The sequence below is a fragment of the Pseudomonas sp. Root569 genome, from assembly GCF_001427465.1.
Classification (GTDB): Bacteria; Pseudomonadota; Gammaproteobacteria; order Pseudomonadales; family Pseudomonadaceae; genus Aquipseudomonas; species Aquipseudomonas synxantha.
Genome location: NZ_LMGQ01000028.1, coordinates 39,184 through 52,355 on the forward strand (window position 1 = coordinate 39,184; position 13,172 = coordinate 52,355).

At 63.5% G+C, this 13,172-nt stretch carries 10 protein-coding genes; all 10 read right to left on the bottom strand.

Annotated elements, in window-relative coordinates; all coding sequences use genetic code 11:
* Positions 1 to 87: 87 nt before the first annotated feature.
* A complete protein-coding gene (locus ASD70_RS25060; RefSeq protein WP_046068307.1) occupies positions 88 to 849 on the bottom strand; it encodes a PIG-L deacetylase family protein in 762 nt (253 codons plus the stop codon).
* Between the two features lie 179 nt (positions 850 to 1,028).
* Positions 1,029 to 1,688: a glycosyltransferase gene (locus ASD70_RS25065; protein WP_056847693.1), complete on the bottom strand. Its 660-nt coding sequence runs from the start codon at positions 1,686 to 1,688 to the stop codon at positions 1,029 to 1,031.
* Positions 1,685 to 2,284, bottom strand: coding sequence for an SAM-dependent methyltransferase (locus ASD70_RS25070; protein ID WP_056847694.1), 600 nt, complete (start codon positions 2,282 to 2,284; stop codon positions 1,685 to 1,687). Before ASD70_RS25070 ends, ASD70_RS25065 begins: the two co-directional genes overlap by 4 nt.
* The gene (locus tag ASD70_RS25075; protein WP_046068304.1) at positions 2,281 to 3,039 is read right to left on the bottom strand and encodes a PIG-L deacetylase family protein; all 759 of its coding nucleotides are present in this window, start codon (positions 3,037 to 3,039) and stop codon (positions 2,281 to 2,283) included. Before ASD70_RS25075 ends, ASD70_RS25070 begins: the two co-directional genes overlap by 4 nt.
* A complete protein-coding gene (locus ASD70_RS25080; RefSeq protein ID WP_056847695.1) occupies positions 3,036 to 4,034 on the bottom strand; it encodes an acyl-CoA dehydrogenase family protein in 999 nt (332 codons plus the stop codon). Before ASD70_RS25080 ends, ASD70_RS25075 begins: the two co-directional genes overlap by 4 nt.
* Position 4,035: 1 nt before the next feature.
* Positions 4,036 to 6,195, bottom strand: a complete 2,160-nt coding sequence (glgX, locus tag ASD70_RS25085) for a glycogen debranching protein GlgX (protein WP_046068302.1) — start codon at positions 6,193 to 6,195, stop codon at positions 4,036 to 4,038.
* Between the two features lie 109 nt (positions 6,196 to 6,304).
* Positions 6,305 to 6,574 carry a DUF2934 domain-containing protein gene (locus ASD70_RS25090; protein ID WP_046068301.1) on the bottom strand — a complete coding sequence of 90 codons (270 nt, stop codon included), beginning with the start codon at positions 6,572 to 6,574 and terminating at the stop codon, positions 6,305 to 6,307.
* A 23-nt stretch (positions 6,575 to 6,597) separates the two neighbouring features.
* The gene (locus tag ASD70_RS25095; protein ID WP_056847696.1) at positions 6,598 to 9,348 is read right to left on the bottom strand and encodes a malto-oligosyltrehalose synthase; all 2,751 of its coding nucleotides are present in this window, start codon (positions 9,346 to 9,348) and stop codon (positions 6,598 to 6,600) included.
* Positions 9,345 to 11,429 carry a 4-alpha-glucanotransferase gene (malQ, locus tag ASD70_RS25100; RefSeq protein ID WP_056847697.1) on the bottom strand — a complete coding sequence of 695 codons (2,085 nt, stop codon included), beginning with the start codon at positions 11,427 to 11,429 and terminating at the stop codon, positions 9,345 to 9,347. The genes ASD70_RS25095 and malQ overlap by 4 nt, the downstream gene beginning before the upstream one ends.
* The gene (treZ, locus tag ASD70_RS25105) at positions 11,426 to 13,171 is read right to left on the bottom strand and encodes a malto-oligosyltrehalose trehalohydrolase (RefSeq protein ID WP_056847698.1); all 1,746 of its coding nucleotides are present in this window, start codon (positions 13,169 to 13,171) and stop codon (positions 11,426 to 11,428) included. The genes malQ and treZ overlap by 4 nt, the downstream gene beginning before the upstream one ends.
* Between the last annotated feature and the right edge of the window lies 1 nt (position 13,172).

Consider the following 13,172-nt stretch of genomic DNA (forward strand, 5'->3'; position numbering starts at 1 on the left):
CTTAACCTGTGCAGGACTTTTTGCACCTTAGCCGTAGATTTGATCGGCTGCTACTGTAAGAAATAACAGGTATAGACGAGCCGACGTCTAGGCAAATACGATCTCGTAGGGTTCGCGTATACGCTCGAGCAACACTTGGGCAAGCTTGGGCGGTAAACCGATCTGCGGATCGCCGACCAATTGGCTGGCATAGGCATGGGTCGCGTGCAGCTTGCGCGCCACGCTCCAGGTATCCAGGCGTACCTTGCGTGCGCGCTGCCAGGGGATCATCGAAGCCTCCCGTGCCGGCCAGTGCCAGGCCCAGACCGGCAGTTCATACAGCCTGGCCCCCACCAGGCTGCAGGCCTTGGCGCTGGCGCGGCCGACGGCATCGTGATCGTCATTACCGTCGCGGCACCACGTGGTAAATACCCTGTCACCCGGTTGCAGGTAGCGCGCGATGAACTGGCTCATCGCCTGTTCGTGGGCGGCCAGCGCGTCATCGCGAAACCCGCCGCGGATCCATTTCAGGCTGTGCAACGGCATGCCCAGTCGACGCAACGCTTCGGCGCTTTCCTGGGGGCGCACCACGCTCAAGCGGCTGGCCGGCCACACGTGGGAGCCGGGGTGGCTGGCGCTGCCATCGGTGATGGAGATCAATTGCAAGGGGTGTTCGCGGGTACTGAGCAGTTGCAGCAAACCACCGCAGGCCAGTACTTCATCGCCCGGGTGCGGGGCGATGACCACGACGCGTGCGCCGGGCGGCACCAGGCTGGTGAGTGCGATGACGGGAACCTGTGCCAGCTGCGGCGCACTGTTCCAGATTTGCGCGGGGCCGCGACGGGCTTCGCTTAGGGAGGCAGGCTTCATGGGGTGACATATCCTTGTCGGTCAATGCTGGGTCGTACCCCGTTGACGGGACGACGCTCTTGTTTTTACCCCAGGCTCCGCTGGGGTGAGTGCACGGCACGCCAATCCTGGCGTGCCGTGCAAGGCGTTATGAGCATAGACAAGGATCTGGCGCTTTTACACGTTGGCGTGTCGTTTTTTTACGAAACCTGCATCAGACTTCTCAAGTAGTCGCCGAACCCGCCCTGGGCGCGACAGTCCAGGCGCGCACTGGTCACCACTTGAGGTGCATGGCTCCAGGCAATCGAGGCGCCGCAACGTTCCAGCTCGCGCACCAGTTGCACATCTTCATGGCAGGCCAGCGGCTCGAACCCACCGGCCTGCACGTAGGCGCTGGCGCTCACTCCCAGGTTGGCGCCATGGATGTGCCGATGCCCATCGCGGGCTTGGTAAGCCTGGTGATAACGAATCTGTGCCGCCGAGTCGAAGCCTTCGCTCCAGGCATCGACCGTCACCGTGCCACACACGGCATCGCAGCCCAGGGCCAGTTGCGCCACCAGCCAGTCAGGGGCCACGCGGCTGTCGGCGTCGGTACAGGAAATCCAGCGTGCGCCCAGGTTTAATAAATGCCGTGCGCCGTCACCTCGGGCTTGCCCCACATTGCGCGCCTGCACCGGCAGGCTGTGCACCCGATGCGCCTGGGCGATCGCAGCGCTGCCGTCGGTGCAGCTGTCGAGCACCACCAGGATCTGCACCGCTTCCCCCAGCAGGCCGGGATGGTTGGCAGCGATCTGCGCAGCCCTCAGGCAGTCGCCCAGCAGCGCTTCTTCGTTATGCACCGGGATCAGAATACCGATCATCGCAAACCCTCGTGGTGTGCGACCGAGGTACCCTCACGGCTCCACAGGTCGAGCAGGAAATCCTGGTCATGGTACTGCGCCAGGGGCGACATACCCAGCCGCTGCTGGAGCAGGGCGTGCACCTGTTCGGCGGTTTGCGGGCAACCCTCGATGGGCGGGCGCCAATGACAAGCCAGCAACTGACCGTCAGCGGTCAAGGCGGCGAGGGCGCAGTCGATCAGGCGATGCAAGTCATCGGCATCCAGGTAATAACACAGCTCACTCAGTACGATCAGCTCAAACTCGCCGGCGGGCCATTGCCCGGGCAGGCGACGCTGTTCCACCAGAGCGTGGGGGAAATCTGCCAGCCGCGTTTGTGCCAGCAGCACCGCTGCCTGGGTCGCGTCGCAGCACACCAGGCGATCGCAACGACTCGCCAGTTCAGCGCTCAATTCGCCGTTGGCACAGCCAGGTTCAAAGATCGAGACGTAATGCGACCGGGTCAGCACGGCCAGTGTCAGGGCGCGCTTGCGTTGTTCGTACCAGCGCTGACGAAAGGCCCAGGGGTCATCGTTGCCGGCAAACAGTTGGTCGAAGTAGGGGGTTGCCACACTCATACGAACACCACTTCAAAAGGTTGCAGCAAGCGCTCCACCACATAGGGCGCCAGTACCGGCGGCAGGCCGATTTGCGGATCGCCTTCCAGCTGGCTGGCGAAGGCGTGGATCGCATGGCGTTTGCGCGCCACGGCCTCGATGGTCAACGGGATTTTGCGCGCCCGATGCCAAGGCACCATGTCGTCTTCAGCCGTGGCCCAGTGCCAAGTCCACACCGGCAGTTCATACAAGGTTGCGCCAACGGCCTGGGCGGCCTTGGCGCTGGCGCGGCCTACGGCTTCATGGTCGCAATGGCCGTCTTCGCGCCAGGTGGCGAACACCACGTCGGTGGGTTTTAGGTGGCGCTGGATAAACTCGCAGAGCTGGGCTTCGCGCTCGGCCACTTTGCTGTCGGCAAACCCGGCGCGCAGCCATTTCAAACTGTGCAGCGGCAAGCCGAGGCGATGCAGGGCTTGGGCCGACTCCTGGGGGCGCACTACGCTCAGGCGCTCCACCGGCCAACGCCGGGAGCCGGGATGACTGGCACTGCCGTCGGTCACGGAGATCAACTGGATGGGCCGGCCCAGCAGCGCAAGACCTTGCAGCAAGCCACCACTGCCGAGCACTTCATCGTCCGGATGCGGGGCGATGATCACCGCGCGATGCCCCTCGGGTACCAACTGCGCGACGCTGATGTGCGGCAACTCGGCCAGCCGCGTCGAGGTTTGCCAGTGATTGAGCGATGTACCCTGACCGACAATCGGATTGGGCTTCATAACTGCCACCTCCCTAAGGGGTCGCCGGCAACCTGTTCGCCCAGGGCGGCAAGGTCGCGCTCGGCATGGCTTTGCCGCACATACACCGGCAAGTCCGCCATCAACTGGGCAAAGTGTGGGTCCTTGCAATAAGGCCCCGCACCGACGCCACGACCGACGTGATGCATGACCTGTTCGACGGCGTCCTCGATACAGGCCCGTGCCTGTTGCGCCAGTTGCCGGGCATCCGCGCTCGGCTCGCGGTCGATCTGCTCGGCGCTGGCGCGTAGCACGCAAGCGGCACTGTTGAGGGCGCTGTCGACGGCGCCGAGATGGGCCAGGGCATGGGGCTCGGGGCGCTGGGCACAGTGGGCGCGCAACACTTCACCCAGGCGCTGCGCGGCGCCGTACCAACATGCGGCAATGCCGATCCCGCCGTGCCAGAAACCTGGACGGGACAGGTAATCGCCCGGGCCGCCGACCGCAACGCCCCGGGCCTCGTGGAACAGCACTTCGACGCTGCCCGTGGCCGCCATGCCCACGGCACTCCACCCTTCATCGGTGACCGTCACGCCAGGTTGATCCATTGCCACCGCCACCAGTTGCTGGCGATCCTCTTCGTCCCAGGCGGTCAGCAAGCCATGGCTGACCACCGCCGCGCCGGAGCACCACGCCTTGCGCCCATCTACCACGAGCCGCTGGCCAGCGTGTCGCACCCGCACTTTGGCGGTCGGCGGCTCAGATGCCCACATGCCCCATGTACTGCCCAGCGGCGGCAGCGGGCTGTCGAGTTCGGCAATGATCGCCAACGCATCGGTATGGCCTTCGAACAACTTGCACAAGCGCAAATCATGCCCCGCCACCTGAGCCAGCCCGCTGAAGCGGGCCAGGGTCTGGCCACTGCCGGGCAGCGGCAGTTGATCCAGACCTTCCCCTTGGAGTGCCTTCAGTGCGTCACCCAGGGCCTGCGTATCCGCATAACCGCGGTAACCCTGAAGGAAACCGTGCAACGCCATCTCACACCTCGCCTTCGCGTTGCAGTTCAAACAAGAGCAGCGAGCGGCCGGTTACCGCGTATTCATGCTCGAAATCAAAGCGCTCCTGACCGCGTACCGCCGGGTCGTTGGTGTCGAGCATGCAGGTCCAGAACTCACCCTCTGGCACCGGCGGCAGGCGGAAATTGACCATGTCGTGATGGGCATTGACCACCAGCAGCAAGGTCGCGTCCGCACCGGCACGCCGAATCCCGGTCTCCTGGGCGCGGCCATCCATCAGCATGCCCAGGCAGCGGCCCTGGCTGTCTTCCCATTGCTCGGTGGTCATCTCGTTGCCATCCGGCGCCAACCAGGTGACGTCCTTCACGCCGATATCTTCGTTGTAGTCGCCGACCAGGAAGCGCCCACGGCGCAGGATCGGATACGCCAGGCGCAGCTTGATCAGGCGCTTGACGAACTTGAGCAGGGCCTTGCCGTCGTCGTCCAGGTCCCAATTGACCCAGCCGATCTCACTGTCCTGGCAATAGGCGTTGTTATTGCCATGCTGAGTACGGGCGAACTCGTCCCCGGCGACGATCATCGGCGTGCCCTGGGCCAGTAGCAGGGTGGCGAAGAAATTGCGCATCTGGCGCAGGCGCAGTTCGTTGATTTCCGGATCGTCGGTGGGGCCTTCGACGCCGTGGTTCCAAGACAGGTTGTTGTTGCTACCGTCCTGGTTGTTTTCGTCGTTGGCCTCGTTGTGCTTGTCGTTGTACGAGACCAGGTCGTGCAAGGTGAAACCGTCGTGGGCGGTGATGAAGTTCACCGAGCTGTAGGGCCGGCGTCCGCGATGATTGAACATCTCGCCCGAAGCGGTCATGCGCCCGGCGAAATCCGCCAGTTGGCCGTCGTCGCCTTTCCAGAACGCGCGCACCGTATCGCGGAAGCGGTCGTTCCATTCCACCCAGCCTGGCGGGAAGTTGCCCACTTGATAACCACCGGGGCCGCAGTCCCAGGGTTCGGCGATCAGTTTCAACTGGCGCAGTATCGGGTCCTGGCGGCAAGCGACGAGGAAACTGTGGCGCTCATCGAAGCCATCGCGGTAGCGCCCCAGAATAGTTGCCAGGTCGAAGCGGAAACCGTCCACATGCATCTCGGTGGCCCAGTAGCGCAGCGAGTCGGTGACCATTTGCAGCACACAGGGGTGGCTCAGATCCAGGGTGTTGCCGGTGCCCGAATCATTGATGTAGAAGCGCTTGTCATCGGGCATCAGCCGGTAGTAGGAGGCGTTGTCGATGCCGCGCATGGACAGGGTCGGGCCGCGCTCGTTGCCTTCGGCGGTGTGGTTGTAGACCACGTCTAGAATCACTTCCAGCTTCTGCTCATGCAGGTGCGCGACCATCTCCTTGAACTCGGCAATCTTGCCGCTGGCCAAGTAGCGCGGGTCGGGGGCGAAGAACGCAATGCTGTTATAGCCCCAGTAGTTGGTCATGCCTTTTTCCAGCAGATGCTGGTCGTTGACGAAGGCGTGCACTGGCAGCAGTTCGACCGAGGAAATACCCAGCTGGCGGATGTGCTTGAGCACGTCGTCTTCCATCAGGCCGGCGCAGGTGCCGCGCACCGACTCGCCCACCGAAGGGTGGCGCATGCTGATGCCGCGCAGGTGGGTTTCATAGATGATCGTACGGTCCCATGGTACCCGGACCGGTTGATCGTTGCCCCAGGTGTGCGCCGGGTCGATGACCTTGCACTTGGGCACGAAGGGCGCGCTGTCACGCTCATCGAAGCTGAGGTCGTCGTCGGGGTGGCCGATGGTGTAGCCAAACAACGCCTCGGACCACTTGAGCTCACCCACCAACTGTTTGGCGTAGGGGTCGATCAGCAGTTTGTTGTGGTTGAAACGGTGACCATTGGCCGGGTCATAAGCGCCATACACGCGGTAGCCGTAAATCAGCCCGGGATGGGCGTCGGGCAGGTAGCCGTGGAAGATCTCGTCGGTGTATTCGGGCAGTTCGATGCGCTCCAGCTCTACCTCGCCGGCATCGTCGAACAGGCACAGCTCGACTTTGGTGGCGTTGGCCGAGAACAGTGCGAAGTTGACACCCAGGCCATCCCAGGTAGCACCGAGGGGGAAGGGCAAACCTTCACGAATCCGCGACGGTTCATGTTCCTGCGTCGCTGTAGCTTTATCGGGTTTGCTCATTGAGTTGCTCCTGCAAAAAGTCTTTTTTCGGGCCGAGCGCAACCGTGCTGACGGTGCTTCAGCGAATCACGTGAACGCAAACGGGCCTCCAGTACGGAGGCCCAAGGGATCATGGCGCTGGCGGTTTGGGTTTTTTCGGCGCGGCCGGTTTTTTCGCCGCAGGCTTTGCTGCAGCCGGTGCCGCCGCCTTAGGCTTGGCGGCGGCCTTGGGCGCGGTTTTCGGCTTGGCGGCTGGCTTGGGCTTGCTGGGGGTCAGCGCTTCGGCTTCGGCCAGCTTGCGCGCCATCTCCCAGTGGCGGGCATCCTCGCCGTGTGGCTTGCCTTCGGACTCCCAGATCTGATGCGCCAATTCGCGGATGCGTTCCTCTTCTTTACTCATCACAAACTCCTCACAGAAAATGTTCAGCTTTCTTGATTATCAGGATTGATAAAGACATTGACCGGGAGATCCCCCAGGGCAGCGCTGATCAACAGCTCCTTGTTGGGTGTGACTGCGTGTGTTTGAAAAAGTCCCTTCCAGTTTTGTGTTGTGGCGGCGAACGGTAATTTAACCCGCGTGTCGCCCCAAACCGGCGCATTGACCTGGGGAAACATGCCGTTTTCCAGCAGTTGATAAGGCCAGCGCGGCACCACCACCAACAGCTGTTGGCCTTGATGTTGGCGGTAGAACGCGACCACCCGCTCGGCATGCTGGCCGACCACTTCCAGCGCGGTGTAGCTGCCGTGGCGGAACAGCTCGGGACAGGTTTTGCGCAAGCCCAACACCTGGGCGAGCAACGCCTGTTTGATACGCCCGTCACGCCAGTTGAACAACAGTTCGCCGATGTCCGGGGGGGTATCCAGTGCACGTTGCCGTGCAGCGAAATCCACCGGGCGACGGTTGTCCGGGTCCACCAGGCTGAAGTCCCAGAACTCATCGCCCTGATACACATCTGGTACGCCCGGCACGGTGAGATGAAGCAAGGTTTGCGCCAGCCCGTTCAGGGCACCGGCGGGTGCGATGGCCTGGGCGGCGCTGTCCAGCGCACTACGCAACGGCGCACCGGCGTCACTGAGTAACAGGCGCTTGAGGAAACCTTCGACACCTTGTTCATAGGCCTCGTTGGGGGCGCTCCAACTGCTCTGCAACTTGGCCTCGCGCAGGGCTTTTTGCTGCCACTGCCAGAGGCGTTGCTGGTAGGCCTCCAAGTCTGGGTTGTGCTCCAGCGGCCAGCTGCCGAGCAGCACTTGATATAAAATCAGCTCATCACCCGCCGAGGGGCTATCAGCATTTTCCCGCAAGGGCGCCGCCAGGCTGCGCCAGTGCTCGACCTGTTCGGCATACCAGGGCGCGCACTCGCTGAGCACCGCCAGGCGGGCGCGGGTGTCTTCGCCGCGTTTATGGTCGTGGGTGGCCGTGGCCAGCAGGTTGTCCGGGAAGGCCTCCAGGCGCTGTTGATTGGCGGCGTGGAAGTCCGCCAACGGCGCACTGAACTGTTCGGTGCTGAAGCCCACATCATTACGCGACAGCAGCACTGCCGAGCGATAGAAAGCGGTGTCTTCCACGGCCTTGGCGGCGGCGGGCGAAGTCAGCTGCTGGAAGCGCACGCAGGCATGCTTGAGGATCTTGCGTTCACGGCCCACCGGGCGATTGCGCCAGGGCTGACCACCCAGCCATTTTTCCAGGTGTTCAAGCACCGGCCAGTCGCTTTCATTAAGGGTGCTGCGCGCTCCGTCCATGGCCTGCCGGAATATCTTGTCGTCGGCCGCACTGCGACCCCTGGCGCTGATGTAGGTGCGGTACACCGGGAAATGCACGATCAATTCCTGCAAGGCCCGGCGGATGGCGCCCAGGGTCAAGTCGCGGGTCATCACATCGTCGCGGGCCACTTGCAGCAAGGCCTGGGCCACGCTTTCGAAGTCGCCGCCCAACGAGCCGTTGAGGATCTGCTGGCGCGCCAGCCGGGCCTCTTCGATAAACGCCGAAGGGCGTTCGCTGTGCCGCGTCCACAACTCGGCCAGCGGGGCAAAGCCGTCTGGGTGGTGTTGCAGCAATGACAGTTGGTTCATGAATTCGTAGCCGGTGGTGCCGTCGACCTGCCAGTCTTCACGCAGGGTTTCCCCGTCACCGAGGATCTTTTCCACGAAGATCGGCAAGTGGCGCTGGGGCGACAAAGCATCCACGCGGCGACGCAACTTACGGCAATAGCCCCGCGGGTCGGCCAGGCCGTCGATATGGTCGATGCGCAACCCATCCACCAGGCCTTCGCTGATCAGCTCGAAAATCTTGCCGTGGGTGGCTTCGAACACCGCCGTGCGTTCTACACGCAAGCCGCCCAGCTCATTGACGTCGAAGAAGCGCCGCCAGTTGATATCATCAGCGGCGGTGCGCCAGCTGGCCAGGCGGTAAGCCTGTTGTTCGAGCAGATGATGCAGGCGCTCGAAGCCCTCGGGCTGGCGACCATCGAAGGCGGCCAACCGCTGTTCGATAGCCGGCAGTACTTCGGTAGCGCGTTCGGCCAGCGCTTGCTTGAGCCAGGCGGCTTCGGCGTAGGCGTCGTCCTGATAGGCGAGGGCGGCAAAGCGCTCGGCCAGCGGCCTGAGCCCCTCGTCGTGGCCAAGGATCAAGGCATAGTCCCTTGGGCAGATCGGAAATCGATGTTCGTAGTGTTCGGCGTAGAAGGCCCCGTGAGCGGCATCGAACTTGAGGGTCAGCGTACCGCTCTGCAGGGCTTCACCGTAATCGCTGCCCAGGAACGGCATGAGCAATTGGCCTTTGAGCAGGGGGTCGGGCGAATGCCACTGGATATCGAAGAATTCGCTGTACGGGCTCAAGCGGCCCCACTCCAGCAGGTCCAGCCACCAGGGGTTATCCGCACCGCCCACCGCCATATGGTTGGAGACGATATCGAGGATCAGGCCCATATCGTGCTCACGCAAGGCGGCGACCAGGCGCCGCAGCGCCGCTTCGCCGCCCAGCTCCGGGTTGACACGGGTGGGGTCGACCACATCATAGCCATGCATGGAGCCGGCGCGGGCGCTCAGCAGCGGTGAGGCATACAGATGACTGATGCCAAGCTGGGCGAAATACGGCACCAGCGGCACCGCGTCATCGAGGGTAAAGTCTTTATGAAATTGCAGGCGCTGGGTTGCGCGCAGGGGCAGTGCTTTCATCGGTCACGCTCATAAGCTTGGTTGCGCGCCACGGCCAGCAGTTCGAGGCGGCGCGCAGCACTATTATTGTCGAGCAGGCTGGCGGCCTCGCCTGGCAGGCGACGGCGCCAATTGGGGTGGGTGTCGAGAGTGCCGGGCAGGTTGGCTTGCTCCTGGATGCCCAGCGCGTCCTCCAGCGGCAGCAATACCAGTGGCGCGCGGGTGTGCCCCAGGTAGCGCACACTGGCGTCGATCATATGGTCGGTGTCGTTGCGTATTTCATCGACAAAGTTCTGCGGGTCCTGGCCCAAGGCCTGGCGTAGCGCCTGGCGTTCGTTCAGGCGGTGCTCGCTCCATTGCTCCACGGTCGGGGCGTCGATCAGGCCGAGTTGGATATTCCATTCGATATCGCGGCTGTGCCACCAACCGTTGAGGGTGGGTAAGTCATGGGTGCTGGTGGTGGCCAAGGCGTTGTCGGGCCAGTCCAGGATCGGCTTGAATTGGCCTTCATGGTTCTGTTCGAACAGCAGCACCCGCATGCCCAGGATCGAACGGGCGCTGAGCTTTTCGCGCAGGCCGTCGGGCACGGTGCCGAGGTCTTCACCGAGGACGATGGCCTGGTGGCGGTGGGATTCCAGGGCCAGCAGGCGCAGCAGGTCGTCCACCGGGTAATACAGGTAGGCACCTTCATCGGGCGAAGCACCCAGAGGAATGACCCACAGGCGCTGCAGGCCCATTACATGATCGATACGCAAGCCGCCGGCATGGGCAAAGTTGGCCCGCAGCATCTCGATAAAGGCTCGATAGCCATGGCGCTTGAGGCCCTCAGGGGAAAACGCCGAGATGCCCCAGCCCTGACCCGCGCGGTTAAGAATGTCCGGCGGCGCACCCACGGTCAGGTCGGCCAGCAGCTCATCCTGGCGGCTCCAGGCCTGGCTGCCACCGCCGTCCGCGCCCACCGCCAGGTCGGCGATCAGGCCGATGCCCATGCCGCTGCCACGGGCGGCTTGTTGTGCGCGCTCCAGGCTGCGGGCGATCAGCCATTGGGTGAAGGCGAAGTAACCGATCTCATCGCGGTTTTGCTCGGCGAACTGCGCGAGGGCCGGGCTTTGCGGGGTGCGCCAGGCTTCGGGCCAGTGGCGCCAATCGAGGTCTTCGCCGGCGGCGGCGCGCTGGGCTTGTATGGCTTCGAAACGGCAGTGGTTTTCCAGGGCTTCGCCGCCGCACTGGCGGAAGCTCTGGAAGTCGGCATGCTGCGGGTGCGCGCCGTGGCGGAAGTCTTCATACAGCGTCCGCAACAGGCGTTGCTTGGCCTTGGCGGCGGCGGGCCAATCGATCAGGGGCAGTTGCTCCAGTGCGTGCAGTTCGTCCGCCAGCCCGGCGGCTTCGATGGCGTTGCGCACTTCACGTTCACCCAGGATGCACGCGGGCGAAGCATACAGGCTGTTGAGAAACAAGCGGCTGGACGGCGAATAAGGGCTGAAACGTTCGGTGTCGGCGCTGAACATCGCGTGCATCGGGCTGATCGCCACCGCCTCGGCACCGCGCTCGGCCGCCGCGCGCACCAGATGCTCCAGGGCCAGGGTGTCGCCGAAGCCGCCATCGCCTAGGCGGCGCAGGGCATACAGTTGCGCGCTCAAACCCCAGGCCCGGGCGGGGCGGCTGTCCACCGCGTCGGCCACGCTGTAGCAGTGGGCGGGAGCAACGGCCAGGGTGAAGGTTTGCCCGTCGATATGTACCTGGTGGTAGCCGAGGGCGATCACACCGGGCAACACGGCATCGCCGTCAAGGCGCAGCTCCAGGGTTTCACCGCCTTCGAGGCTGACGCGACACGGGGTATCCGCTGCGAAGTAGCGCGCCAGGTCCAGGCCTTCACCGCTGTCGGTAGTCATCAACGGCGGCAGGTGGGTGTCTTGTTGTACTTGCTCAAGCTCGCGCAGGCTGGCGTCGATCTCGGCATCGGTGTCGGCCGGGTGCCCCAGCCCTTTGAGAACCGCACGCAGGGCATCGGCTTGCACATGTTGCGGGCGACCGTTGGCATCGATCCAGTCGACGGCCAGGCCCGCACGGCTGGCGAGTAGTTCCAGGTTCGCTTCGCTCAAAAGTCTTCTCCAGCAGGGAATAGGGATACGCGGGCGCTGTAGGGTGGCAACTGCGCACCTTGCTCGGCCGGCGTTTGGAAGATGAGGTGTCGAGGGGCTGGGTGGTCCAGGGGCTGTTCGCCCAGGTTCAGGTCGATCTGCAACAGGCTGCCGTTGCCCAAGCGCCAACGCGCCATGACGGCGCCCTCGGCCAGCACCTGTGCGCCCAAGGCCATCGCGCCGGGCAAGTGCGGCGCCACATGCAGGTGGCGCAGGCTCAGCAGGTGACGATAGAGCTGGGCATGGTCGTTCTCTATAAATGAAGGCATCGATTGCAGGAAGGTGGGCAACGCGTTGGGGTCGGGGATGCGCTCGCGTTGTTCGGGGTCGTGAAACGCGGCGAAATCAGCGAACTCATTGCGCCGACCTTCGCGCACCGCCTCGGCCAGTTCACCATGATGGTCGGTGAAAAACAGGAAGGGTTCGGTGGCGTTGACCTCATCGCCCATGAAGATCATCGGAATCATGGGGCACAGCAACAACAGGGCGGTCGCCGCTTTCAGCGCCTGGGGCGAGCAAAGCTGGTGCAGGCGTTCGCCCAGGGCGCGGTTACCGACCTGGTCGTGGTTCTGCAGGAACGCCACGAAGGCGCTGGGCGGAAGATCGGCACTGGGTTCGCCGCGTGCATGACCATGGCGGGTGGTATCGCCCTGGTAGATAAACCCTTCGCCCAGACAGCGCGCCAACTTGGCGGTAGGCTGTTCGGCAAAGTCGCTGTAATAGGCATCTGTTTCGCCGGTGAGCAGTACATGCAGCACGTTATGAAAGTCATCATTCCATTGGGCGTCGAAATCCTCCTTTAACAGGCTGGCCTGGTTCAGCTCGTTTTCCAGCATCAGCCAGACGTGACGCCCGCTGGCGACCCGCTGACGCACTCGCTGCGCAAGTTCCTTCAAGAAACCGGGATTATCGATGGCGTGCACCGCATCCAGGCGCAGGCCGTCGAAGCGGTATTCCAGCAACCACATCAAGGCGTTATCGAGGAAGAAATCCCGTACTTCACGGCGTTCGAAATCGATGCCGGCGCCCCAGGGCGTGTGCACGTCTTCCTGGAAGAACCCCTGTGCGTACTGACCCAGGTAATTGCCGTCGGGCCCGAAGTGGTTGTAGACCACATCCAGGATTACGGCGAGGCCGTGGGCATGGGCGCTGTCGATCAGGTGCTTGAGTTGCTCGGGTGAGCCATATGAGGCGTGGGGCGCGTAGGGCAGCACGCCGTCGTAGCCCCAATTGCGTTCGCCGGGAAATTGCGCCAGAGGCATGAGTTCAATGGCGGTGATGCCCAGCTCGGCCAGGCGCGGCAAGTGCTTCTCCACCTCGGCGTAACCGCCCATGGCGCCTACGTGCAGTTCGTAGATCACCGCCGTATGCCAGGGGCGGCCTTGCCACTGACTATGGCGCCACTCATAGGCCTGCGGGTCAACCACTCGGCTCCAACCGTGCACATCCACGGCCTGGGCCCTGGACGCGGGGTCGGGCACCGCCTTTTCCCCATCGATGTTGAAGCGGTAGAGCGTGCCGGCGGGGCACGCTGTTGTTAATTCGAACCAGCCATCTGCCTGGGGCAGCATGGCGATGGATTTCCCGTGTTCCAATTCAACGCTGACATAAAACGCGTCTGGCGCCCACAGGGCAAAACGCGTGTGTTGCGCGTCCAGCATGATTGCGCCGTGGGGCCAGGTTTCCAGAGTCCGTAGTGGCATC